This window comes from Bradyrhizobium sp. UNPA324, assembly GCF_006658635.1.
In the GTDB taxonomy this organism is placed as follows: domain Bacteria; phylum Pseudomonadota; class Alphaproteobacteria; order Rhizobiales; family Xanthobacteraceae; genus Bradyrhizobium; species Bradyrhizobium nanningense.
In genome coordinates this window covers 1571542-1594434 of sequence record NZ_LFJD01000004.1, presented here as the reverse complement: position 1 = coordinate 1594434, position 22893 = coordinate 1571542, and the positions used below count along the sequence as shown (strand labels likewise).

Below are 22893 nucleotides of genomic sequence, written 5' to 3'. Positions count from 1 at the left end.
GCAAGGACAGAAAGAACAGGAAGCAAGCCGATGCGCTCCGGAGTGATCGCACAAAAGGTCGGGATGACGCGGGTCTTTACGGAGACCGGCGAACATATCCCCGTGACCGTGCTGAAGCTCGGCAATTGCCAGGTCGTAGGCCACCGCACCGAAGAGAAGAACGGTTACGTCGCGCTCCAGCTCGGTTCTGGCAGCCGCAAGACCGTTTACATGCCCAAGGCGGAACGCGGCCAGTTCGCGGTCGCCAAGGTCGAGCCGAAGCGCCGGGTCGAGGAATTCCGCGTCTCGCAGGACGCGATGATCCCCGTCGGCGCCGAGATCCTTGCGGATCACTTCGTCGTCGGTCAGTTCGTCGACGTCACCGGCACCTCGGTCGGTAAGGGGTTCGCCGGCGGCATGAAGCGCTGGAACTTCGGCGGTCTGCGCGCCACCCACGGCGTCTCGGTCTCGCACCGTTCGATCGGTTCGACCGGCGGCCGTCAGGACCCCGGCAAGACCTGGAAGAACAAGAAGATGCCCGGCCACATGGGTGTCGACCGCATCACCACGCTCAACCTTCGCGTCGTCCAGACCGATGTCGAGCGCGGCCTGATCCTCGTCGAAGGTGCCGTTCCCGGCTCCAAGGGCGGCTGGATCCGCGTGCGCGACGCCGTCAAGAAGCCGCTGCCGAAGGATGCTCCGAAGCCCGGCAAGTTCAAGGTTGCTGGCGACGCGGAAGCCGCTCCGGCTGCGCAGGAGGCGTGAGATGGAATTGAAGGTCACCACCCTCGAAGGTAAGGAAGCCGGCTCGGTCCAGCTCTCCGACACCATTTTCGGCCTCGAGCCGCGCCAGGACATCATTGCACGTTGTGTGCAGTGGCAGCTCAACAAGCGCCAGGCCGGTACGCACAAGGCCAAGGGCCGCGCGGAGATCTGGCGCACCGGCAAGAAGATGTACAAGCAGAAGGGCACCGGCGGTGCTCGTCACGGCTCGGCCCGCGTGCCGCAGTTCCGCGGCGGCGGTCGTGCCTTCGGTCCGGTGGTGCGCTCGCACGCCACCGACCTGCCGAAGAAGGTCCGCGCGCTCGCCCTGAAGCATGCGCTCTCGGCCAAGGCCAAGGACGGCGATCTCGTCGTGATCGACAAGGCCGCGCTGGAAGCCGCCAAGACCAAGGCGTTGCTCGGTCATTTCTCGGGTCTGGGCCTGACCAACGCGCTGATCATCGACGGTGCCGAGCTCAACAACGGTTTTGCCGCTGCGGCCCGCAACATCCCGAACATGGACGTGCTGCCGATCCAGGGCATCAACGTCTATGACATCCTGCGCCGTCAGAAGCTGGTTCTGACCAAGGCCGCCATCGATGCGCTGGAGGCGCGCTTCAAATGACGAAGAACATCGAGGCTCGCCACTACGACGTGATCGTGGCGCCGGTCGTGACCGAAAAGGCAACGATCGCATCCGAGCACAACAAGGTGCTGTTCAAGGTGGCCGCGAAGGCGACCAAGCCGCAGATCAAGGAAGCGATCGAGAAGCTGTTCGACGTCAAGGTCAAGAGCGTCAACACGCTGGTCCGCAAGGGCAAGACCAAGGTCTTCCGCGGCAATCTCGGCTCGCAGTCGAACACCAAGCGCGCGATCGTGACCCTCGAAGAGGGCCACCGGATCGACGTCACCACCGGTCTGTAAGGTCGTACGACGATGGCACTGAAGAAATTCAACCCCACGACGCCGGGCCAGCGCCAGCTGGTCATGGTCGATCGTTCGGCCCTCTACAAGGGCAAGCCGGTCAAGGCGCTCACCGAGGGCAAGCATTCCTCGGGTGGCCGCAACAACACCGGTCGCATCACCGTGCGCTTCCGTGGCGGCGGCCACAAGAAGACGCTGCGCACCGTCGATTTCAAGCGCGAGAAGATCGACGTTCCCGCGACCGTCGAGCGGCTCGAGTATGATCCGAACCGCACCGGCTTCATCGCGCTGATCAAGTATCAGGACGGCGAGCAGGCCTACATCCTCGCGCCGCAGCGCCTGGCCGTGGGCGACACGATCATCGCCGGCAACTACGTCGACGTGAAGCCGGGCAACGTCATGCCGCTCGGCAACATGCCGGTCGGCACGATCATCCACAACATCGAGGTCAAGATCGGGAAGGGCGGCCAGCTCGCCCGTTCCGCGGGCACCTACGCCCAGCTCGTCGGCCGCGACCAGGACTACGTGATCATCCGCCTGAACTCGGGCGAGCAGCGCCTGGTGCACGGCCGTTGCCGCGGCACGATCGGCGCGGTGTCGAACCCGGATCACATGAACACCTCGATCGGTAAGGCCGGTCGCAAGCGTTGGATGGGCCGTCGCCCGCACAACCGCGGTGTCGCGATGAACCCGATCGACCATCCGCACGGCGGTGGTGAAGGTCGTACCTCGGGCGGCCGTCACCCGGTCACTCCGTGGGGCAAGCCGACCAAGGGCAAGAAGACACGCACCAACAAGTCGACCAACAAATTCATTCTCCTAAGCCGCCACAAGCGGAAGAAGTAAGGAACGCCGGACATGGTTCGTTCAGTCTGGAAAGGCCCGTTCGTCGAGGGTTCTCTGCTCAAGAAGGCAGATGCCGCGCGCGCGTCAGGCCGTCACGACGTCATCAAGATCTGGAGCCGTCGCTCGACGATCCTGCCGCAATTCGTCGGCCTGACCTTCGGCGTCTACAACGGTCAGAAGCACGTGCCAGTGGCCGTCAACGAGGAAATGGTCGGTCACAAGTTCGGCGAGTTCTCGCCGACCCGGACCTTCCATGGCCACTCCGGCGACAAGAAAGCCAAGAAGGCTTGAGGATTAAACGATGAGCAAACCTAAGCGCGAACGGAGCCTCGCCGACAACGAGGCCAAGGCGGTCGCCCGGATGCTGCGGGTGAGCCCGCAGAAGCTCAACCTGGTCGCCCAGCTCATTCGCGGCCGGAAGGCTGCTGCTGCGCTCGCCGACCTGCAGTTTTCGCGCAAGCGGATCGCGGTCGACGTGAAGAAGTGCCTGGAATCGGCTATCGCCAACGCCGAGAACAACCACGACCTCGACGTCGACGATCTCGTCGTGGCGCAGGCCTTCGTCGGCAACGGCCTGGTGATGAAGCGCTTCGCCGCTCGCGGCCGTGGCCGCTCGGGTCGTGTCTACAAACCATTTTCGCAGCTGACGATCATCGTTCGTCAGGTCGAAGCTGAAGCCGCTTAAGGGCGCAGGAGAACACGATGGGTCAAAAGATCAATCCGATCGGTCTGCGCCTCGGCATCAACCGTACCTGGGATTCCCGCTGGTTCGCCGGCAAGCAGGAATACGGCAAGCTGCTGCACGAGGACGTCAAGATCCGTGAGATCCTGCACAAGGAGCTCAAGCAGGCGGCCGTCGCCCGCATCGTGATCGAGCGTCCGCACAAGAAGTGCCGCGTCACCATCCACTCGGCCCGTCCGGGCGTGGTGATCGGCAAGAAGGGCGCCGACATCGACAAGCTGCGCAAGAAGGTCGCGGACATCACCTCGTCCGACGTCGTCATCAACATCGTCGAGATCCGCAAGCCGGAGCTCGACGCGACGCTGGTGGCCGAGTCGATCGCGCAGCAGCTGGAGCGCCGCGTGGCGTTCCGCCGCGCCATGAAGCGCGCCGTGCAGTCGGCAATGCGTCTCGGCGCGGAAGGCATCCGCATCAACTGCTCGGGTCGTCTGGGCGGTGCGGAAATCGCGCGCATGGAGTGGTACCGCGAAGGTCGCGTGCCGCTGCACACCCTGCGCGCCGACATCGACTACGGCGTTGCGACCGCGTTCACGACCTTCGGCACCTGCGGCGTCAAGGTCTGGATCTTCAAGGGTGAGATCCTCGAGCACGATCCGATGGCCCAAGACAAGAGAATGGCCGAAGGCGAGACGGGCGGCAGTGGTGATCGTGGTGGCCGTCAGCGCCGCGATACGGCCGCAGCCTAAAGCCGCACAGGAATTTGAGGGCTCAAAGCCATGATGCAACCTAAGAAAACGAAGTTCCGGAAGGCGCATAAGGGCCGCATCCACGGCGTTGCGTCTTCGGGCGCGACGTTGGCGTTCGGCCAGTTCGGGCTGAAGGCGACCGAGCCTGAGCGCGTCACCGCGCGCCAGATCGAAGCCGCTCGCCGCGCGCTGACCCGCCACATGAAGCGCGCCGGCCGCGTCTGGATCCGCGTGTTCCCGGACGTTCCGGTGTCGAAGAAGCCGGCCGAAGTCCGCATGGGCTCCGGCAAGGGTTCGCCGGAATTGTGGGTCGCGCGCGTCAAGCCGGGCCGGGTGCTGTTCGAGATCGACGGCGTCAACACCCAGACGGCGCGTGAAGCGCTGACCCTGGCGGCCGCCAAGCTGCCGATCAAGACGCGCTTCGTCGAGCGCATTGCGGAGTAATGCCCATGGCCCAGATGAAGATCGAAGACATCCGCGCGATGAGCCCCGACCAGCAGGATGACGCCATCCTGAACCTGAAGAAGGAGCGCTTCAACCTGCGCTTCCAGCGCGCCACCGGGCAGCTCGAGAACACCTCGCGCCTGCGCGAGGCCCGCCGTGACATCGCCCGGATCAAGACCGTCGCCGCGCAGACGCGCGCGAAGAAGAAGTAAGAGGCTTACGAAGATGCCGAAACGTACTTTGCAGGGCGTGGTCGTCAGCGACAAGCAGGCCAAGACCATCGTGGTGCGCGTTGATCGCCGCTTCACGCACCCGATCTACAAGAAGACGATCCGCCGTTCGAAGAACTACCACGCGCACGACGAGAGCAGCCAGTTCAAGCCGGGCGACATGGTGTGGATCGAGGAATCGAAGCCGATTTCGAAGTTGAAGCGCTGGGTCGTGATCCGGGGCGAACACAAGAAAAGCGCCTGATCTGTTGGCTTTAGCCGACTGACTTCAGGGAAATGTTGAGCGCCGGCTGGGCTGGCGCAAAGAGAAGAGGACGAGGTGCATCAATGATTCAGATGCAGACCAACCTCGACGTGGCCGACAATTCTGGCGCACGCCGTGTCATGTGTATCAAGGTGCTCGGGGGCTCCAAGCGCCGCTACGCCACGATCGGCGACGTCATCGTCGTATCGATCAAGGAAGCGATTCCGCGTGGCAAGGTGAAGAAGGGCGACGTGATGAAGGCCGTCGTGGTGCGCGTCCGCAAGGACATCCGCCGCGCCGACGGTTCGGTCATCCGTTTCGACCGCAACGCCGCCGTTCTGATCAACAACCAGTCCGAGCCGGTCGGCACCCGTATCTTCGGGCCCGTGCCGCGCGAGCTGCGCGCCAAGAACCACATGAAGATCATCTCGCTCGCGCCGGAGGTGCTGTGATGGCTGCGAAGATCCGCAAGGGCGACAAGGTCGTCGTGCTGACCGGCCGCGACAAGGGCCGGACCGGCGAAGTGTTCGAAGTGCGTCCCGACGCCGGCACGGCGCTGGTGCGCGGCATCAACATGGTCAAGCGTCACCAGAAGCAGACGCAGGCCCAGGAGGGCGGCATCATCTCGAAGGAGTCGCCGATCCAACTGTCCAACATCGCGTATGTCGGCAAGGACGGAAAGCCGACCCGCGTCGGATTCAAGATTCTGGCGGACGGCAAGAAGGTCCGCATCGCCAAGAGCTCGGGAGCTGAGATCGATGGCTGAGGCCGCTTACACCCCGCGCCTGCGCGCGGAATACGACGCGAAGATCCGCACGGCCATGACCGAGAAGTTCGGTTATGAGAACGTCATGCAGGTTCCTCGCCTGGACAAGGTCGTGCTGAACATGGGCGTTGGCGACAGCGTCAACGACCGCAAGAAGGCCGAGACCGCCGCTGCCGAGCTGACCCAGATCGCCGGCCAGAAGGCGATCGTGACCTATTCGCGGATCGCGATCGCGACCTTCAAGCTGCGTGAGAACCAGCCGATCGGCTGCAAGGTCACGCTGCGCAAGGCCCGCATGTACGAGTTCATCGATCGCCTGGTGACGGTCGCGCTGCCGCGCGTCCGCGACTTCCGCGGCCTGAACCCGAAGAGCTTCGACGGCCGCGGCAACTACTCGCTCGGCATCAAGGAGCACATCATTTTCCCCGAGATCGACTTCGACAAGGTCACGGAAGCCCGCGGCATGGACATCACCGTCTGCACCACGGCCAAGACCGACGAAGAGGCGAGGGCCTTGTTGACCGCTTTCAATTTCCCGTTCCGGCAGTGAGACGCTGACCTAAAGCCTCTCAAACGCGGATACCCAGGAGCCAAGCATGGCAAAGAAGAGTTCAGTCGAGAAGAACAACCGGCGCAAGCGGATGGTGAAGAACGCCGCCGCCAAGCGCGAGCGGTTGAAGGCGATCATCGCCGACAAGAAGCTGCCGATGGAGGAGCGTTTCGCTGCGACGTTGAAGCTGGCGGAAATGCCGCGCAACTCGTCGGCGACCCGCATCCGTCTGCGTTGCGAACTGTCGGGCCGCCCGCGCTCGAACTACCGCAAGAACAAGTTGTCCCGTATCGCGCTGCGCGAACTTGGCTCCAAGGGCATGGTCCCGGGCCTCGTGAAGTCCAGCTGGTAAGGAGGGTCGTTTAGATGTCTACGCACGATCCAATCAGCGATCTGATCACCCGTATCCGCAACGCGCAGATGCGCGCGAAGACCAAGGTCTCCACGCCTGGCTCGAAGATGCGCGAGAATGTGCTCGAAGTCCTCAAGTCCGAGGGTTACATCCGCGGCTACGCCACGCTCGAGCATTCCTCGGGCCGCAGCGAGATCGAGATCGAGCTGAAGTATTTCGACGGCGAGCCCGTCATCCGCGAGATCGAACGTGTCTCCAAGCCCGGGCGTCGTGTCTACGCCTCGGTGAAGAACCTGCCGCGGGTCAACAATGGGCTCGGCATTTCGGTGTTGTCGACGCCGAAGGGGATCATGGCCGACCACAGCGCGCGCGACGCGAATGTGGGCGGTGAAGTCCTCTTCACGGTGTTCTGAGAAGGATTTTTGATCCATGTCACGTGTTGGCAAAAGGCCTGTGGCGGTGCCGTCGGGTGTTACCGCGACCGTCGATGGGCAGACCGTCAAGATGAAGGGCCCGAAGGGTCAGCTTCAGTTCGTCGTCCATGACGACGTCGAGGTGAAGCTCGAGAACGGCCAGGTGAAGGTGAACCCCCGGGTCGAGACCAATCGCGCGCGGGCGCTGTACGGCACCGCTCGCGCCCAGGTCGCGAATCTGGTCGAAGGCGTCACCAAGGGCTTCGAGAAGAAGCTCGAGATCACCGGCGTCGGTTACCGCGCCGCGATGCAGGGCAAGAACCTGCAGCTCGCGCTCGGTTACAGCCACGACGTGGTCTATGCGATCCCGGATGGGATCACGATCACGGTGCCGAAGCCGACCGAGATCACGGTGACCGGCAGCGACATCCAGCGTGTCGGCCAGGTCGCGGCCGAGATCCGCAGCTATCGTCCGCCGGAGCCCTACAAGGGCAAGGGCGTGAAGTATGTTGGCGAATTCATCTTCCGCAAGGAAGGCAAGAAGAAGTAACGGAGCCGGTCATGTCCAAAGCCAAGGTTACCAATGCCCGGCGCAAGCGGAGTGTGCGGCTGAAGCTGCGCCGCTCCGGTGGCGGTCGTCCGCGTCTGTCGGTGTTCCGCTCGTCCAAGCACATCTACGCCCAGGTCATCGACGACCTGAAGGGCGAGACGCTGGCCTCTGCCTCGTCGCTCGAGAAGTCGATGCGCGACGGCGGCAAGACCGGCGCCGACATCGATGCGGCGAAGGCGGTCGGCAAGCTGCTGGCCGAGCGCGCCGCCGAGAAGGGCGTCAAGGAAGTCGTGTTCGATCGCGGCAGCTACCTCTATCACGGGCGCGTCAAGGCTCTTGCCGACGCTGCGCGTGAGAGCGGGCTGAGCTTCTAACAGAATTTGAGGATTGAGGCGTAAGCCTCTGAAGGATTGGAAAAACCATGGCAGCTGAACGCGAACAACGTGGTGGACGCGATCAACGCGGCGGCGGACGTGAACGCAGGGAGCGCGAGGAGCGCGACAGCGAGTTCGTCGACAAGCTCGTCCACATCAATCGCGTGGCCAAGGTCGTCAAGGGCGGCAAGCGCTTCGGTTTTGCGGCGCTGGTCGTGATCGGCGACCAGAAGGGCCGCGCCGGCTTCGGTCACGGCAAGGCGCGCGAAGTGCCGGAGGCGATCCGCAAGGCCACCGAGTCCGCTAAGCGCAACCTGACCCGCGTGTCGCTGCGCGAAGGCCGCACGCTGCATCACGACATCGCCGGCCGTCATGGCGCGGGCCGTGTCTACCTGCGTGCAGCTCCGGCCGGTACCGGCATCATCGCCGGCGGTCCGATGCGCGCCGTGTTCGAGACGCTCGGTGTCCAGGACGTGGTGGCGAAGTCGATCGGCTCGTCGAACCCCTACAACATGGTTCGTGCGACCTTCGATGCGCTGAAGCACCAGGACTCGCCGCGTTCGGTCGCAGCCCGCCGCAATATCAAGGTGTCCACCCTCCAGTCGCGCCGTATCGGTGGCGATGCCGAGGCGGCTGCCGACTAACGGAAGCTTTTCGGAGTAGACTCCCATGGCCAAGGCCGCAAAGACGATCAAGCTCGAGCAGACCGGCAGCGCGATCCGCCGCCATCACTCGCAGCGCTCGACGCTGATCGGGCTCAAGCTCAACAAGATCGGCCGCACCAGCGAACTGCCTGACACCCCGGCGGTCCGCGGCATGATCGAGAAGGTTCACCATCTCGTCCGCATCGTCGACGAGAAGTAAGCAAAGGCGCACGATCCCGAACAGCGGGCTACCCGTCTTCGGCGAAGATCAGGCGCAAGACACAAGGAGAAGGGCGATGAAGCTCAGCGATATCGCCGACAACGCCGGCTCGCGCAAGAAGCGTATGCGCGTCGGCCGCGGCATCGGTTCGGGCAAGGGCAAGCAGTCCGGCCGCGGCGGCAAGGGCCAGACCGCGCGTTCGGGCGTGCGCATCAAGGGTTTCGAAGGCGGCCAGATGCCGATGCATCGCCGCCTGCCCAAGCGCGGCTTCAACAACATCTTCCGCGTCGAGTTCGCCGAGATCAATCTCGACCGGCTCCAGGAAGCGGTCGATGCCAAGAAGATCGACGCCGGCAGCGTCGTGAACGTCGAGGCCCTGGTGAAGGGCGGCGTGCTGCGCCGCGCCAAGGGCGGCCTGCGGCTGCTCGGCCGTGGCGAGCTCAAATCCAAGCTCAACATCGAAGTCCACGGCGCCAGCAAGACCGCGATTGAAGCGGTCGAGAAGGCCGGCGGCTCGGTGAAGATCCTCGCCCCTGCCAAGGAAGAAGGCGAGGCGGCGTAACAACTGCGTCATCGGCCCGCGGCTCGCGGGCCTTTACGCATGTGGGACGATGGACTTATCGAAGCCGAGCCCCAGATAATGTCCGGTGTCCGGTATAATGTAGCCCGGCCGCGGGCATGACGGCGCGATAGGCGGCGGGAGAAAGTCCAAGATGGCCTCTGCAGCGGAACAACTGGCAGCCAATCTCAATTTCGGTGCGTTTGCCAAGGCGGACGAACTGAAGAAGCGCATCTGGTTCACCCTGGGTGCGCTGCTCGTTTATCGGCTCGGGACCTATATCCCGCTTCCCGGCATCGATCCCAATATCTGGGAGCAGGTGTTCCGCTCCCAGGCGGGTGGCATCCTCGGCATGTTCAACATGTTCGCCGGCGGCGGCATCCACCGCATGGCGATCTTCGCGCTGAACATCATGCCGTATATCTCGGCCTCGATCATCATCCAGCTCCTCACCACCGTCTCGCCGCAACTCGAGGCGCTGAAGAAGGAGGGCGAGTCCGGCCGCAAGCTGCTGAACCAGTACACCCGCTATCTCACCGTGATCCTGGCCGCGTTCCAGTCCTACGGCATCGCGGTGGGCCTCGAAGGCGCCGGCAACGTCGTCAGCGATCCCGGCATGTTCTTCCGCCTGTCCACCGCGATCACGCTGACCGGCGGCACCATGTTCCTGATGTGGCTGGGCGAGCAGATCACCTCGCGCGGCATCGGCAACGGCATCTCGCTGATCATTCTCGCCGGCATCGTCGCCGAGCTGCCCGCCGCGCTCGCCAACATGCTCGAGCTCGGCCGTCAGGGCGCGATGTCGACCGGCCTGATTCTGGTCGTCATCGTCATGGCCGTCGCCGTGATCGCCTTCATCGTGTTCATGGAGCGCGCGCAGCGTCGCCTCCTGATTCAGTATCCGAAGCGCCAGGTCGGCAACAAGATGTTCGAGGGCCAGTCCTCGCATCTGCCGCTCAAGCTCAACACCTCCGGCGTGATCCCGCCGATCTTCGCGTCCTCGCTGCTGCTGCTGCCGACGACGGTCGCGAATTTCAACGCGGGCAGCGGGCCGGAGTGGTTCCAGTGGATCACCACCCAGCTCGGCCACGGCCGTCCGCTGTTCCTGATCATGTATCTGGCGCTGATCGTGTTCTTCGCCTTCTTCTACACCGCGATCGTGTTCAACCCGACCGAGACCGCGGACAATTTGAAGAAGCACGGCGGCTTCATTCCGGGCATCCGTCCCGGCGAGCGCACCGCGGAATATATCGACTACGTGCTGTCGCGCATCACCGTGCTCGGCGCGATTTATCTGGCGATCGTCTGCTTGATCCCGGAGATCCTGATCTCCTACGCCTCGGTGCCGTTCTACTTCGGCGGCACCTCGCTGCTGATCGTCGTCAGCGTCACCATGGATACGGTGGCACAGGTGCAGGGCTATCTGCTGGCGCACCAGTATGAGGGCCTGATCCGCAAGTCGAAGCTGCGCGGCCGCCGTCGCTAGAGGCGGCGTGCTCTCGAGGCGGCGCGACCGCGCCGCCGATTCGCCGCGCGGGCAACGCGCGGCGCCCCGGAGGCGACCAGCCAAGCGTTCGGTCGCTTCGGCAGAGCTGCTCTAACTGCAGCGCAATCACTGATTTCAAAGCTCTTCTTGGCGTCCACCCATCTGCTCTCCTATGATATGGGTAGCGGTGCGGCGCCGATTATGGTTTGCACTGTTTTCGATCTTCAAACACAGGTGCGCGACATATCGCTCACCAATCCGGGGGCGTATGTCGATGAGAATTATACTTCTGGGACCGCCGGGGTCGGGCAAGGGGACGCAGGCGCAGCTCTTGGTGCAGCGCTATGGCATCGTCCAGCTCTCGACCGGCGAGATGCTGCGCGCTGCGGTTGCGGCCGGAACGCCGGTCGGACTCAAGGCCAAGGAGATCATGGCCAGCGGCAGCCTCGTGCCCGACGAGGTCGTGGTCGGAATCATCTCCGATCGCATCGACCAGCCGGACGCCCAGAATGGCTTCATCCTCGACGGCTTCCCGCGCACCGTACCGCAGGCCGAAGCGCTGGACGAACTGCTCAAGGCCAAGCGCCTCAAGCTCGACGCCGTGATCGAGCTCCGCGTCAACGAGAGCGCGCTTCTGCACCGTGTCGAGACCCGCGTCGCCCAGATGCGGGAGCGCGGGGAGGAGGTCCGGCTCGACGACACGCCGGAGGTCCTGACCAAGCGACTCGCCAGCTACCGCAGCCAGACGGAACCGCTGATTCACTACTATTCCGAGCGGCGGAAGCTCTCGACCATCGACGGTATGATGGCCATCGACGAGGTTACCCGCGCCATCGATCGCCAACTCCAGGCGCTGGGGGCGGCCGAGGCCACGACCCGCGCCAAGAGCGCAGCCAAGGCGGCGCCGGCCAAAAAGGCGCGGGCGGCCAAGGCGGCGACCCCAGAGGCAGCCAAAAAGCTGGCGAAAACGGCTAAAAAGCCCGCCAAATCGGCTAAAAAGGCCGCCAAGGCGGTGAAGGGCCCAAAGACGGCCAAGAAAGCCGTCAAGAAAGCCGCCAAAAAGACCAGCAAGAAAGCAGCGAAGAGCGCCGTCAAAAAGACTGCCAAGAAGGCTGTCAAAAAGGGTGCCAAGAAGGCTGCAAAAAAGGTCACGAAAAAGCGAGCCAAGCGCTAGCAGCGGTTGACGAAAGCCCCCGGAATCCCCTAATAAGCCCCGCATCCAAGTCGGATAGTTTCAGACGATGCCGGGCCCCAGGAAGACCGGGGGAGGGCGTCGTGTTCGCGTTTGTGAACACCTGCCCGAGAACACAAGCACTTAAAGCCCGATCCTGACGAGGGTCGGCAACAGGAGAGAAGGCCGTGGCCCGTATTGCCGGCGTGAACATTCCCACCAACAAGCGCGTGCTGATCGCGCTCCAGTACATCCATGGCATCGGTCAGAAGATCGCCGGTGAGATCCTGGAGAAGGTGAAGATCCCCGTGGATCGTCGCGTCAATCAGCTCAGCGACGCTGAAGTGCTCCAGATCCGCGAAGTGATCGACCGCGACTATCTCGTCGAGGGCGACCTGCGCCGCGAGGTCGGCATCAACATCAAGCGTCTGATGGACCTCGGCTGCTATCGCGGCCTGCGTCATCGTCGCGGTCTACCGGTGCGCGGCCAGCGCACCCACACCAATGCGCGCACGCGCAAGGGGCCGGCGAAGGCCATCGCCGGCAAGAAGAAGTAAGTTTTCGAATCCAGTCACGGCGTGCGGCGAACAGGTGATCCCCGTTCGCTGCGCGCCTTTCGTTCCACAGGTGTAGCCGCTGGCATTACGGCGGCGTTTGAGATCTTCAGGAAAGGGACTCAATGGGCAAGGAAGCCACCCGCGTTCGTCGTCGTGAGCGCAAGAACATCGCCTCCGGCGTCGCGCATGTGAACTCGTCGTTCAACAACACGACCATCACCATCACCGACGCGCAGGGCAACACGATTGCCTGGTCCTCCGCCGGCACGATGGGCTTCAAGGGCTCGCGCAAGTCGACCCCGTACGCCGCGCAGGTTGCCGCCGAGGACGTGTCCAAGAAGGCGCAGGAGCACGGCATGCGCACGCTGGAAGTCGAAGTCGCCGGTCCCGGTTCGGGCCGCGAATCGGCGCTCCGCGCGCTTCAGGCCGCCGGCTTCACCGTCACCTCGATCCGCGACGTGACCACGATCCCGCACAACGGTTGCCGTCCCCGCAAGCGTCGTCGCGTTTGATTTTTACGAGTTGCGGGCGCATCGGCGCCCGCAATGACTTTGCAAGAAGCCGCAGGAATATTCTGCGGCCTTTCTCCAACGCCAGTATTTGATGCCTCAAATTGACTGGCCTGTATGGGTGAAACAGTGACGATCCAGAAAAATTGGCAAGAACTGATTCGGCCGAACAAGCTCCAGGTCACGCCCGGCAGCGATTCCTCGCGTTTCGCGACGATCGTCGCCGAGCCGCTCGAGCGTGGCTTCGGCCAAACCCTCGGCAACGCGCTGCGCCGCATCCTGCTCTCCTCGCTCCAGGGCGCGGCAGTGCAGTCGGTGCACATCGACGGCGTGCTGCACGAGTTCTCCTCGATCGCTGGCGTCCGTGAAGACGTCACCGACATTGTGCTCAACATCAAGGACATCTCGATCAAGATGCAGGGCGAAGGCCCCAAGCGCATGGTCGTGAAGAAGCAGGGCCCCGGCGTCGTCACGGCCGGTGACATCCAGACCGTCGGCGATGTCGTCGTGCTCAACCCGGACCTGCAGATCTGCACCCTCGACGAGGGCGCCGAGATCCGCATGGAGTTCACGGTCGCTACCGGCAAGGGCTACGTGCCCGCCGAGCGCAACCGTCCCGAGGATGCGCCGATCGGCCTGATCCCGGTCGACAGCCTGTACTCGCCGGTCCGCAAGGTCTCCTACAAGGTCGAGAACACCCGCGAGGGCCAGATCCTCGACTACGACAAGCTGACGATGACAATCGAGACCAACGGCGCGCTGACGCCGGATGATTCCGTGGCCTACGCCGCGCGCATCCTGCAGGATCAGCTCAACGTGTTCGTCAACTTCGAAGAGCCGCGCAAGGAAGTCGCCCAGGAGATCATCCCGGACCTCGCCTTCAACCCGGCCTTCCTCAAGAAGGTGGACGAGCTCGAGCTGTCGGTGCGTTCGGCCAACTGCTTGAAGAACGACAACATCGTCTACATCGGCGACCTCGTGCAGAAGAGCGAAGCGGAAATGCTCCGCACCCCGAACTTCGGCCGCAAGTCGCTGAACGAGATCAAGGAAGTGCTGGCCCAGATGGGCCTGCATCTCGGCATGGAAGTGCCGGGCTGGCCGCCGGAGAACATCGACGAGCTCGCCAAGCGCTTCGAGGATCATTACTGATCTGACTTCACCGTGACGGCCGGCGTCCCCGGCCGTCATTATTATGGGCGAACGCAGGAAGCCCACCTGAGCAACTGGTCCGACGAACCGTCGCGGCAGTTCTAACGTAAGGAATAGTTACATGCGTCACGGCAAGGTTCATCGGAAGCTCAACCGCACGGCCGAGCACCGCCGCGCGATGTTCGCCAATATGGCGGCGGCGCTGATCAAACACGAGCAGATCGTCACCACGCTGCCCAAGGCCAAGGAGCTTCGCCCGATCGTCGAGAAGCTCGTCACCCTCGGCAAGAAGGGCGGGCTGGCCATGCGCCGCCAGGCCATCTCCGAGATGCGCGACAAGGATCAGGTCAAGAAGCTGTTCGACGTCTTGGCGACCCGCTACAAGGACCGCCAGGGCGGCTACACTCGCATCATCAAGGCCGGCTTCCGCTATGGCGACAACGCGGCGATGGCTGTGATCGAGTTCGTCGATCGCGACGTCGATGCCAAGGGCCAGGACTCCGGTCCGGTGCAGGAAAAGGAAGCCGAGGCGGCGTAAGCCACTCAGCGAATACGGATTGAAAACGGCGCCCTCGGGCGCCGTTTTTGTTTTCCGGACTGACGCAGATTCGCTGGGACTATTCCTCCTTGATCCCCGCCTTTTGCGCGATGTCCTTCATGTCAGCGGTCTCCTTAGTGATGGCTCCCGCCCAATCGCTGTAACGCGCGAAGCCGGGTTCGAAGCCGACCTTGGCGAAGCGCTCGGCTACGGAGGGATTGTTGATCGTCTCCTCCAGGGTTGCCGAGAGCTTGTCGTGAACGGCCGGTGGCAGGCCCTTGGGAGCGACCACGGCGCCCCATGAGGCGAAGTCGATGTTGCCATAGCCGAGCTCGGCGAGCGTCGGCACGTCAGGCAGGAGCGGCGTGCGCTTGGCCGAGAACACAGCGAGCACCTTGACGGCGCCCGCCTCGATCTGCGGCTTGACCGCGATCACGGTGTCGACGTGGTACTGGATGTGCTTGCCGATGAGGTCGTTCATCGCCGGCGCGCTGCCCTTGTAGGGCAGGTGGACCATCTTGATCCCGGCCGCCGATTTGAACAGTTCGCCGGCAAAATGCGAGACGGTCGCGACGCCGAAGGAGGCCAGCGAGAGCTTGTCGGGATTGGCCTTGGCTTCAGTGACGAGTGCAGCCACGTCCTTTACCGGATTGTCCTTGTAGGTGACCAGTACCAGCGTGATCTTGCCGACCTGGCCGAGCGGCTCGAAATCCTTGGCCGCGTCGTAGGGCACGCTTTCCTTGACGGCTGCCGGCAGCGTGAAACTCGAGTTCGAGCTGAAGAACAGGGTGTATCCGTCCGGCGCCGATCGCGCGACTTCCCTGGCCGCAATCGTGGTGCCGCCGCCGGGGCGGTTCATGATGATCACGGGCTTGCCGAGCCGCGTCTCCAGTTCGCCGCCGATGATGCGCGCCACCACGTCGGAGGCGCCGCCGGGCGGGAAGGGGACGATCAATTGCAACGATTTGTCCGGATAGACCGCTTGAGCCGGCGCGAGCGAATTGCCGCACATCAGGCCGAGCAACCCGAGCGCAACAGTGAGGGTCGTTCTCTTCATCGCATGGTCCTTCCGCGTTCGCATGAGCAAGATGCTCGGGTGTGGTTTAGCAATAATCATTCCAGCTGCGGCCAAAACGGAGGCGGGTGAGGTCTCCACTTTGCCGGAACAGCTCCAGACAGTTTCACTGATTGGTGAGCGCCGATTGCGGCCCGATCCGTCGCGTCCGATATCCCCGTCATCGATCTGATGGAGATACTACATGAACATCGACCTTTCGGGAAAAACGGCGCTGGTGACCGGCTCGACCGCCGGCATCGGCCGCGCCATCGCCAAAGGCCTGGCAGCCTCCGGCGCCAGCGTCGTCATCAACGGCCGCGGCCAGGACAAGGTCGATGCGGCCGTGCGCAAGCTGGAAGGGACGGGCGCGAGGATTCGCGGCATCGCCGCCGACGTCTCGACCGCTTCGGGCTGCAAGGCGCTCGTTGCGGCGCTGCCGGATGTTGACATCCTCGTCAACAATGCCGGCATCTTCGAGCCGAAGGACTTTTTCGACATTCCCGACGAGGACTGGAGCCGTTTCTTCGAGGTCAATGTGATGAGCGGCATCCGGCTGTCGCGGGCCTACATGAAGGGCATGCTCAAGCGCAATTGGGGCCGCATCGTCTTCATCTCCTCGGAGTCCGGCCTCAACATTCCCGTCGAGATGATCCACTACGGCATGACCAAGACGGCCCAGCTCTCGGTTGCGCGCGGTCTGGCGCAGCTGACCCGCGGCACCGGCGTCACCGTCAACTCCGTGCTGCCGGGCCCGACCATGTCGGAGGGCGTCGAAGCTTTCGTGAAGGATCTCGCCAGGCAGAACGGACAGTCGGTGGACGAGGCCGCTACCAATTTCGTCAAGCAGCATCGCCCGAGCTCGCTGCTCCAGCGTTTCGCCGGCGTCGACGAGATCGCCAACATGGTGGTCTATGTCGCCTCGAAGCAGGCATCTGCCACCAACGGAGCGGCGCTGCGCGCGGAAGGCGGCATCGTCAACACCATTGCCTGAGGCCGTGCATGACAGCCTATGTGATCTCCGAAGTCGAGATGCGCGATCCCGATGGATTTGAAGCCTATCGCACGCTCGCCGCGAAGACGATCGCGCAGTACGGCGGACGTTATCTGGTCCGTGGCGGCAAGGCCGAGCTTGCCGAAGGCAACCTCCCGGCGAAGGCGATCGTCATCGTCGAATTTCCGTCGATGGCCAAGCTGAAGGAATGGTACGCCTCGCCGGAATATGCCGAGGCCCTCAAGCTGCGGCAGACGGCGCTCGAGCGGCGGCTGATCTTTGTCGAGGGGGCGGTTCCAGCCTAGCTGATCTGCCCACTTGCCCCTTTTATCCGGGGCGTAGCAGGCTAAAACCCAGCTATGCTCTGGCCCCTCTCGACTCGTCACAAACGCCTGTTCAGGCTGACATCCGCGCGATGGCAGCGGCGGGCGATCTTTCTCCTCGGTGGGATCGGGGTCGGCGCCACAGCGGTGGCGCTGGCACAACTCGCCGATCTTGCGCAGCATGCCTTCGCGCTGCTGCTCGCGAAGTCCCGCTATGCCGTGCTGGCCGTGACGCCGCTCGGCTTCGTGCTCTCGGCCTATCTGACCATTCGTCTGTTCCCGAACGCGCAGGGCAGCGGCATCCCGCAGGCGATCGCCGCACGGCATCTGACCGATCAGAGCGCGCGCGAGAGCCTGGTCTCGATCCGGATAGCGATCGGAAAGACGATCCTCACTCTGCTCGGTCTGTTGTGTGGCGGCTCCGTTGGCCGGGAAGGGCCGACGGTGCAGGTCGGCGCGTCCATCATGTTCGCGCTCGGCCGCGTCTCGCCGCGCCGCCAGCCCGGGTTGATTCTGGCCGGCGCCGCCGCAGGCGTTGCCGCAGCGTTCAACACGCCGCTGGCCGGCATCGTTTTCGGCATCGAGGAGATGAGCCGCGCTTTTGAGACCCGCACGTCCAGTCTCATCATCGCGGCCGTGATTGCGGCCGGCCTGACCTCGCTGGCGCTGGCGGGCAATTACGCCTATTTCGGCAGCAGCGCGATGTCACTGGCACGTGGCACGGACTGGCTGGCCGTTCCGCTCTGTGGTGTGGCCGGCGGCCTCGCGGGCGGCCTGTTCAGCCGCATCGTTATCGCGATGGCGCGCGGGTTCAAGAATCCGCTCGGCTACGCGATCAAAGACCACCCACTCTGGTTCGCATTCGCGTGCGGCATCGCTGTCGCGATCTGCGGCCTGGTGTCCGGCGACACGATCTACGGCACGGGCTATGTGCAGGTGAAGACGGCGCTGGAGCACAGCTCGCCGTTGCCGCCGGACTTCGGCGTGCTCAAGCTCCTGGCGACGACCTTTGCTGCGATCAGCGGCATACCGGGCGGCATTTTCTCGCCGTCGCTCGCCGTGGGTGCCGGCATCGGCAGCAACATCGCCTCGTTCTTCCACGATGCGCCGCTCGGCGCGATCATGCTGCTCGGCATGGTCTCGTATTTTGCCGGCGTAGTGCAGGCACCGATCACGGCGTTCGTGATCGTAACCGAGATGACCGACAATCACGGCATGGTCGTGCCCCTGATGGCGGCCGCGCTGATTGCGCATGCAACTTCGCGAATGATCTGCGAGGAGGGCATTTATCATGCCCTGGCCAAAGGCTTTGTCGAACGGGCGACGCGTCCGCAGGGAGCGAAGGCGCCGCACGCTTCGAACTGAAGCCTACCACCCCTCCAGCACGATCTTGCCGCGCGATTTGCCGCTCTCGAGCAGCGCATGCGCGCGCTTGAGATTGGCGCCGTTGATCGTGCCGAAGGTCTGGTCGAGCGTGGTGCGCAGCACGCCCTTGTCGATGAGGTCTGAGACGTCGTTCAGCAGATGATGCTGCGCGATCATGTCCGCCGTCTGGAACGAGGAGCGCGTGAACATCGATTCCCAGTGCACCGAGATCGCCTTGCCCTTGAATGTGCTCATGATGAATTCCGGGGGATCGTCGATCAGGCCGAACTTGCCCTGCGGGGCCATGAGCTCGGCGATCGCCTTGTAGTGCTGGTCGGTGAAAGTGAGGCTCGCCACCAGCGCGACCGGCGGCACCTTGAGCTTCTCGATTTGCTCCTTCATCGGCTTGCCGTGGTCGATCACGGCATGCGCGCCGAGATCGAGGCACCATTTTTGCGATTCCGGCCGCGTCGCCGTGGCAAGCACCGTGAGGCCCGTGAGTCGGCGCGCGAGCTGGATCAGGATCGAGCCGACGCCGCCGGCGCCGCCCGTGATCAGCAGCGTGCGCGGATCGACGCTCTTGCCGGGCACCGCGCCGAGCCGGTCGAACAGCAATTCCCAAGCGGTGATGGAGGTGAGGGGAAGGGCGGCTGATTGCGCGAACGACAGGCTCTTCGGCTTGTTGCCGACGATGCGTTCGTCGACCAGGTGGAATTCGGAATTGGTGCCCTGGCGCAGGATCGAGCCGGCGTAAAACACCTCGTCGCCCGGCTTGAACAGCGTGACTTCGGGCCCGACCGCATCGACCACGCCGGCTGCGTCATAGCCCAGGATCTTGGTCTCGCCCTCGGGCGGCGCTGCGCGCTTGCGCACCTTGTAATCGACCGGATTGGCCGAGATCGCTTTTACGGCGACGCGGATGTCGCGCCCTTTGGGCTCGGGCTTTGCGGTCTCGAAATCGAACAGTGAATCCGCATCCTCGATCGGAAGCGATCTCTTGTAGCCGACGGCCTTCATGGCTTGTCTCCATCAGATGGCATGCTCGCCTGCCGTCCTAACTGTCGCCCTGGCTCCGATTTGGCAAGTACTGTAAATTCGGGGATATAGTCCCTGTTTGGATACTATTGGGAAAATACGCATGAAACGTCGCAATTTTGCCCGCCGTCCCGGCTGCTCGGTCGAGGCGACGCTGGACCTGATCGACGGCAAGTGGAAGGGCGTGATCCTCTATCACCTGCAGAGCGGCACCCAGCGCTTCGGCGAATTGCGCCGCCGGATGCCCGGCATCACCCAGCGCATGCTGACAAAGCAGCTTCGCGCGCTGGAGGAGGACAAGCTCGTCATCCGCAAGGTCTATGCCGAGGTGCCGCCGCGCGTGGAGTATTGCCTGTCCGAGTTAGGTGAGAGCCTCAAGCCTGTCATCGACATCCTGAAGGCCTGGGGCGAGAGCCATCAACGGCTTCTGCCCTGCGGGCCTGCGCCCGAAGTGGAGCCGGTCAAGAGGCGCAAGCGCGCAGCATAGGTCGGGGAACAGCCATCGCGCGAGAACGGATGCGCGGCAAGACGCAGTCATGGTTCGCGCGCGGCAAATGGTCGTTCCGCACGCGTGGCTTGCATGCTTCCGACGTCAGAGGAGGGCCGAATATTGCCGCCCGGCGCCCTTCTATTGGCGGACGAACGCGCCTATATTCCGGCGTCTTTTCCAAGAGGTAGGAATGTTTCGATCGATCTGGACCGCCGTCGTCACGGCCTTGTGCATAGCCTTTTCCGCCCAGTTCAATCCGGCTGCTGCGCAGGACCGTCGGGTCCCGTCCTCGCCGGTCGAGTTGCGGCTGTCCTATGCGCCGATCGTGCAGCGGGTTCAGCCGGCCGTGGTCAACGTCTATGCGGCAAAGGTGGTGCAGAACCGCAACCCGCTGCTGGACGACCCGATCTTCCGCCGCTTCTTCGGTGTGCCGGGCCAGCAGCAGGAGCAGGTGCAGCGCTCACTCGGCTCCGGCGTCATCGTCGATACGTCCGGCCTCGTCGTCACCAACGTCCATGTCATCGAAGGCGCCGACCAGGTGAAGGTGTCGCTGTCGGACAAGCGCGAGTTCGAGGCCGAGATCGTGCTGAAGGATTCCCGCAGCGATCTTGCGGTGCTGCGTCTGAAGGATTCGAAAGAGAAGTTTCCGGCGCTCGAATTCACCAATTCCGATGAGCTGCTGGTCGGTGACGTCGTGCTGGCGATCGGCAATCCGTTCGGCGTCGGCCAGACCGTGACCCACGGCATCATCTCGGCGCTTGCGCGCACGCAGGTTGGGATCACCGACTACCAATTCTTCATCCAGACCGATGCGGCGATCAATCCCGGCAATTCCGGCGGTGCGCTGGTCGACATGAACGGCCGGCTCGCCGGCATCAACACCGCGATCTACTCGCGCTCCGGCGGCTCGCAAGGAATCGGCTTTGCAATCCCCGCCAACATGGTGCGCGTCGTCGTCGCCTCCGCCAAGAGCGGCGGCAAGGCGGTCAAGCGGCCGTGGCTCGGCGCAAAGTTGCAGGCGGTGACGCCCGAGATTGCCGAGAGCCTCGGCCTGCGCTCGCCGACCGGTGCGCTCGTCGCGAGCGTGGTGTCGGGCGGCCCCGCGGCGAAGGCCGGCCTGAAATCTTCCGATCTCATCACCGGGATCGACGGCCAGACGGTGGATGATCCCAACGCCTTCGATTATCGCTTTGCCACCCGTCCGCTCGGCGGCACCGCGCAGATCGACGTGCAGCGCGGCGGCAAGCCGCTGAAGCTGACGGTGGCGCTGGAGACCGCGCCCGACGCGGGACGCAACGAGCTCGTCGTCACCGCGCGCTCGCCGTTCCAGGGCGCGAAGGTCTCGACCATCACGCCGGCGGTCGCCGACGAGCTGCATCTGGACGCCGACACCGAAGGTGTCGTGATCACCGATCTCGGCGGCGACAGCGCGGCCGCGAATGTCGGATTCCAGAAGGGCGACATCATCCTCGCAGTGAACAATCAGAAGATTGCCAAGACTGCGGATCTCGAGAAGATTGCTAAAGACACGCCGCGACTCTGGCGCATCACGCTGGTGCGCGGCGGCCAGCAGATCAACGTGACGCTGAGCGGATGAGTCCGAAGCGACCACAGCAGACGCCAACGCTCTTTGCCGCGGCGGGGCTCGATCAGGAGGCTCCGCATCCGCTGCCGGATCGCTTGCGCCCGCGCGCGCTATCGGAGGTCGTCGGCCAGGACCATATCCTCGGACCCGACGGCGCGCTGACGCGCATGCTGGAGACGCGCACCCTGGGCTCGTTGATATTCTGGGGCCCGCCCGGCACCGGCAAGACCACGGTGGCGCGGCTCTTGGCGGATGCGACCGACCTGCATTTCGAGCAGATCTCCGCGGTGTTCTCCGGCGTCGCCGACCTGAAGAAGGCGTTTGACGCTGCCCGCGCCCGCCGCGAGATGGGCAAGGGCACGCTCTTGTTCGTCGACGAGGTGCACAGATTCAACCGTGCCCAGCAGGATTCGTTTCTGCCCGTGATGGAAGACGGCACGGTGGTGATGGTCGGCGCCACCACCGAGAACCCGTCCTTCGAGCTGAACGCGGCGCTTTTGTCCCGCGCGCGCGTGCTGGTGTTTCGCTCGCTCGATGCGGCCGCGATCGAAAAGCTGTTCGCGCATGCCGAGGCGGTCGAGGGCAGGAAGCTGCCGCTTGATGAAGAGGCGCGCGCCGTGCTGGTGCGCATGGCCGACGGCGATGGCCGCGCCTCGCTGACGCTCGCCGAAGAGGTCTGGCGTTCGGCCCGGGCCGACGAGATCTTCAATGCCGCGCAGTTGCAGGAGATCCTGCAGCGCCGCGCCCCGATCTACGACAAGTCGGCGGACGGCCATTACAACCTGATCTCGGCGCTGCATAAGTCGGTGCGCGGCTCCGATCCCGATGCGGCGCTGTATTATCTCGCGCGGATGTTGGACGCCGGCGAAGACCCGCTGTTCCTAGCCCGCCGCGTCGTGCGCATGGCGGTCGAGGACATCGGGCTGGCCGACCCGCAGGCGCTCGTCATCGCCAACGCGGCCAAGGACGCCTTCGACTTCCTCGGCCATCCCGAAGGCGAACTCGCCATCGCGCAGGCCGTGGTCTATCTCGCCACCGCACCGAAATCGAACGCCGTCTACACCGCCTTCGGCACGGCGATGCAGGTCGCAAAGCAAGCCGGCTCGCTGCTGCCGCCCAAACACATCCTCAATTCCCCGACCAAGCTGATGAAGTCGGAGGGCTACGGCGCAGCTTACGAGTACGACCACGACGCCCCCGATGCCTTCTCCGGACAAGACTACTTTCCGGAAGCCTTGGGCCGCCAGACCTTCTACGACCCGCCGGAGCGTGGCTTCGAGCGCGAGATCAGGAAGCGGCTGGACTATTGGGCCAAGCTGCGCAAGGAGCGGGGCGGGACGTAGGTTCTGCGG

34 protein-coding genes are annotated in these 22893 nt (G+C 64.0%); 32 read left to right on the top strand and 2 right to left on the bottom strand.

Features of this window, described 5'->3' with window-relative positions; genetic code table 11:
• Nucleotides 1-30: 30 nt before the first annotated feature.
• The 26 genes from rplC to rplQ all read left to right on the top strand — a co-directional run bounded on the left by rplC (nucleotide 31) and on the right by rplQ (nucleotide 14695).
• A complete protein-coding gene (rplC, locus tag UNPA324_RS07860; protein WP_128919615.1) occupies nucleotides 31-744 on the top strand; it encodes a 50S ribosomal protein L3 in 714 nt (237 codons plus the stop codon).
• Between the two features lies 1 nt (nucleotide 745).
• A complete protein-coding gene (rplD, locus tag UNPA324_RS07855; RefSeq protein ID WP_074116741.1) occupies nucleotides 746-1366 on the top strand; it encodes a 50S ribosomal protein L4 in 621 nt (206 codons plus the stop codon).
• Complete coding sequence (locus tag UNPA324_RS07850) at nucleotides 1363-1665, top strand: 50S ribosomal protein L23 (protein WP_028137022.1); 303 nt, start codon at nucleotides 1363-1365, stop codon at nucleotides 1663-1665. The genes rplD and UNPA324_RS07850 overlap by 4 nt, the downstream gene beginning before the upstream one ends.
• Before the next feature lie 12 nt (nucleotides 1666-1677).
• Nucleotides 1678-2511: a 50S ribosomal protein L2 gene (gene rplB, locus UNPA324_RS07845; RefSeq protein WP_028137021.1), complete on the top strand. Its 834-nt coding sequence runs from the start codon at nucleotides 1678-1680 to the stop codon at nucleotides 2509-2511.
• A gap of 12 nt (nucleotides 2512-2523) precedes the next feature.
• Nucleotides 2524-2802, top strand: a complete 279-nt coding sequence (gene rpsS / locus UNPA324_RS07840; RefSeq protein ID WP_008136357.1) for a 30S ribosomal protein S19 — start codon at nucleotides 2524-2526, stop codon at nucleotides 2800-2802.
• A 10-nt stretch (nucleotides 2803-2812) separates the two neighbouring features.
• Entirely contained in the window at nucleotides 2813-3196 is a 384-nt protein-coding gene (rplV, locus tag UNPA324_RS07835; RefSeq protein WP_128919616.1) for a 50S ribosomal protein L22, read from the top strand.
• A gap of 17 nt (nucleotides 3197-3213) precedes the next feature.
• The gene (gene rpsC / locus UNPA324_RS07830) at nucleotides 3214-3939 is read left to right on the top strand and encodes a 30S ribosomal protein S3 (protein WP_014494500.1); all 726 of its coding nucleotides are present in this window, start codon (nucleotides 3214-3216) and stop codon (nucleotides 3937-3939) included.
• A gap of 30 nt (nucleotides 3940-3969) precedes the next feature.
• The gene (gene rplP / locus UNPA324_RS07825; protein ID WP_008136349.1) at nucleotides 3970-4383 is read left to right on the top strand and encodes a 50S ribosomal protein L16; all 414 of its coding nucleotides are present in this window, start codon (nucleotides 3970-3972) and stop codon (nucleotides 4381-4383) included.
• A 5-nt stretch (nucleotides 4384-4388) separates the two neighbouring features.
• A complete protein-coding gene (rpmC, locus tag UNPA324_RS07820; RefSeq protein ID WP_011088144.1) occupies nucleotides 4389-4595 on the top strand; it encodes a 50S ribosomal protein L29 in 207 nt (68 codons plus the stop codon).
• A 13-nt stretch (nucleotides 4596-4608) separates the two neighbouring features.
• The gene (gene rpsQ, locus UNPA324_RS07815; protein ID WP_128919617.1) at nucleotides 4609-4857 is read left to right on the top strand and encodes a 30S ribosomal protein S17; all 249 of its coding nucleotides are present in this window, start codon (nucleotides 4609-4611) and stop codon (nucleotides 4855-4857) included.
• An 83-nt stretch (nucleotides 4858-4940) separates the two neighbouring features.
• The gene (rplN, locus tag UNPA324_RS07810) at nucleotides 4941-5309 is read left to right on the top strand and encodes a 50S ribosomal protein L14 (protein WP_063682754.1); all 369 of its coding nucleotides are present in this window, start codon (nucleotides 4941-4943) and stop codon (nucleotides 5307-5309) included.
• The gene (gene rplX / locus UNPA324_RS07805; RefSeq protein WP_007603031.1) at nucleotides 5309-5623 is read left to right on the top strand and encodes a 50S ribosomal protein L24; all 315 of its coding nucleotides are present in this window, start codon (nucleotides 5309-5311) and stop codon (nucleotides 5621-5623) included. Before rplN ends, rplX begins: the two co-directional genes overlap by 1 nt.
• Nucleotides 5616-6173, top strand: a complete 558-nt coding sequence (gene rplE, locus UNPA324_RS07800; protein ID WP_011088141.1) for a 50S ribosomal protein L5 — start codon at nucleotides 5616-5618, stop codon at nucleotides 6171-6173. The genes rplX and rplE overlap by 8 nt, the downstream gene beginning before the upstream one ends.
• A gap of 46 nt (nucleotides 6174-6219) precedes the next feature.
• Entirely contained in the window at nucleotides 6220-6525 is a 306-nt protein-coding gene (gene rpsN / locus UNPA324_RS07795) for a 30S ribosomal protein S14 (protein ID WP_018322268.1), read from the top strand.
• A gap of 14 nt (nucleotides 6526-6539) precedes the next feature.
• The gene (rpsH, locus tag UNPA324_RS07790) at nucleotides 6540-6938 is read left to right on the top strand and encodes a 30S ribosomal protein S8 (protein ID WP_128919618.1); all 399 of its coding nucleotides are present in this window, start codon (nucleotides 6540-6542) and stop codon (nucleotides 6936-6938) included.
• Between the two features lie 16 nt (nucleotides 6939-6954).
• Nucleotides 6955-7488 carry a 50S ribosomal protein L6 gene (rplF, locus tag UNPA324_RS07785; RefSeq protein ID WP_128919619.1) on the top strand — a complete coding sequence of 178 codons (534 nt, stop codon included), beginning with the start codon at nucleotides 6955-6957 and terminating at the stop codon, nucleotides 7486-7488.
• Between the two features lie 11 nt (nucleotides 7489-7499).
• Nucleotides 7500-7862, top strand: a complete 363-nt coding sequence (rplR, locus tag UNPA324_RS07780; protein ID WP_007603036.1) for a 50S ribosomal protein L18 — start codon at nucleotides 7500-7502, stop codon at nucleotides 7860-7862.
• A 47-nt stretch (nucleotides 7863-7909) separates the two neighbouring features.
• Nucleotides 7910-8506, top strand: a complete 597-nt coding sequence (rpsE, locus tag UNPA324_RS07775; RefSeq protein WP_014494507.1) for a 30S ribosomal protein S5 — start codon at nucleotides 7910-7912, stop codon at nucleotides 8504-8506.
• Nucleotides 8507-8531: 25 nt separating this feature from the next.
• A complete protein-coding gene (gene rpmD, locus UNPA324_RS07770; RefSeq protein WP_011088137.1) occupies nucleotides 8532-8726 on the top strand; it encodes a 50S ribosomal protein L30 in 195 nt (64 codons plus the stop codon).
• Nucleotides 8727-8802: 76 nt separating this feature from the next.
• Nucleotides 8803-9288: a 50S ribosomal protein L15 gene (gene rplO, locus UNPA324_RS07765; protein ID WP_028137015.1), complete on the top strand. Its 486-nt coding sequence runs from the start codon at nucleotides 8803-8805 to the stop codon at nucleotides 9286-9288.
• Between the two features lie 151 nt (nucleotides 9289-9439).
• Entirely contained in the window at nucleotides 9440-10771 is a 1332-nt protein-coding gene (gene secY / locus UNPA324_RS07760) for a preprotein translocase subunit SecY (RefSeq protein ID WP_100176995.1), read from the top strand.
• 274 nt (nucleotides 10772-11045) lie between these two features.
• A complete protein-coding gene (locus UNPA324_RS07755; RefSeq protein WP_141934297.1) occupies nucleotides 11046-11945 on the top strand; it encodes an adenylate kinase in 900 nt (299 codons plus the stop codon).
• 185 nt (nucleotides 11946-12130) lie between these two features.
• Nucleotides 12131-12499 (top strand): 30S ribosomal protein S13, encoded by a 369-nt coding sequence (gene rpsM, locus UNPA324_RS07750; RefSeq protein ID WP_008549231.1) that lies wholly within the window; start codon nucleotides 12131-12133, stop codon nucleotides 12497-12499.
• A gap of 122 nt (nucleotides 12500-12621) precedes the next feature.
• Nucleotides 12622-13011 (top strand): 30S ribosomal protein S11, encoded by a 390-nt coding sequence (gene rpsK / locus UNPA324_RS07745; protein WP_007603045.1) that lies wholly within the window; start codon nucleotides 12622-12624, stop codon nucleotides 13009-13011.
• A 114-nt stretch (nucleotides 13012-13125) separates the two neighbouring features.
• Nucleotides 13126-14157 (top strand): DNA-directed RNA polymerase subunit alpha, encoded by a 1032-nt coding sequence (locus tag UNPA324_RS07740; protein ID WP_128919621.1) that lies wholly within the window; start codon nucleotides 13126-13128, stop codon nucleotides 14155-14157.
• Between the two features lie 121 nt (nucleotides 14158-14278).
• On the top strand, nucleotides 14279-14695 hold the full coding sequence (gene rplQ / locus UNPA324_RS07735; protein WP_011088131.1) for a 50S ribosomal protein L17: 417 nt from the start codon (nucleotides 14279-14281) through the stop codon (nucleotides 14693-14695).
• Nucleotides 14696-14774: 79 nt separating this feature from the next.
• Here the strand turns inward: rplQ and UNPA324_RS07730 are convergent, their stop codons facing one another.
• Nucleotides 14775-15752 carry a Bug family tripartite tricarboxylate transporter substrate binding protein gene (locus tag UNPA324_RS07730; protein ID WP_128919623.1) on the bottom strand — a complete coding sequence of 326 codons (978 nt, stop codon included), beginning with the start codon at nucleotides 15750-15752 and terminating at the stop codon, nucleotides 14775-14777.
• A 202-nt stretch (nucleotides 15753-15954) separates the two neighbouring features.
• On the opposite strand from UNPA324_RS07730, the gene UNPA324_RS07725 reads away from it, so the two are divergent.
• From UNPA324_RS07725 to UNPA324_RS07715, 3 genes are read left to right on the top strand one after another with little or no spacing between them, the layout of a single operon-like run.
• Nucleotides 15955-16743, top strand: coding sequence for an SDR family NAD(P)-dependent oxidoreductase (locus UNPA324_RS07725; protein WP_141934295.1), 789 nt, complete (start codon nucleotides 15955-15957; stop codon nucleotides 16741-16743).
• An 8-nt stretch (nucleotides 16744-16751) separates the two neighbouring features.
• Entirely contained in the window at nucleotides 16752-17048 is a 297-nt protein-coding gene (locus UNPA324_RS07720; RefSeq protein ID WP_141934293.1) for a DUF1330 domain-containing protein, read from the top strand.
• A 54-nt stretch (nucleotides 17049-17102) separates the two neighbouring features.
• Nucleotides 17103-18431, top strand: a complete 1329-nt coding sequence (locus UNPA324_RS07715; RefSeq protein WP_141934291.1) for a chloride channel protein — start codon at nucleotides 17103-17105, stop codon at nucleotides 18429-18431.
• A 3-nt stretch (nucleotides 18432-18434) separates the two neighbouring features.
• On the opposite strand, the gene UNPA324_RS07710 is transcribed toward UNPA324_RS07715, so the two are convergent.
• Entirely contained in the window at nucleotides 18435-19448 is a 1014-nt protein-coding gene (locus UNPA324_RS07710; protein WP_141934289.1) for a zinc-binding alcohol dehydrogenase family protein, read from the bottom strand.
• Nucleotides 19449-19569: 121 nt separating this feature from the next.
• Here UNPA324_RS07710 and UNPA324_RS07705 point away from each other — a divergent pair, with 121 nt between their 5' ends.
• The 3 genes from UNPA324_RS07705 (at nucleotide 19570) to UNPA324_RS07695 (ending at nucleotide 22884) form a co-directional block, all read left to right on the top strand.
• Nucleotides 19570-19953: a winged helix-turn-helix transcriptional regulator gene (locus UNPA324_RS07705; RefSeq protein WP_128919628.1), complete on the top strand. Its 384-nt coding sequence runs from the start codon at nucleotides 19570-19572 to the stop codon at nucleotides 19951-19953.
• A 193-nt stretch (nucleotides 19954-20146) separates the two neighbouring features.
• On the top strand, nucleotides 20147-21553 hold the full coding sequence (locus tag UNPA324_RS07700; protein ID WP_181769327.1) for a DegQ family serine endoprotease: 1407 nt from the start codon (nucleotides 20147-20149) through the stop codon (nucleotides 21551-21553).
• Nucleotides 21550-22884: a replication-associated recombination protein A gene (locus tag UNPA324_RS07695; protein WP_141934287.1), complete on the top strand. Its 1335-nt coding sequence runs from the start codon at nucleotides 21550-21552 to the stop codon at nucleotides 22882-22884. Before UNPA324_RS07700 ends, UNPA324_RS07695 begins: the two co-directional genes overlap by 4 nt.
• The last annotated feature ends 9 nt before the right edge of the window (nucleotides 22885-22893 follow it).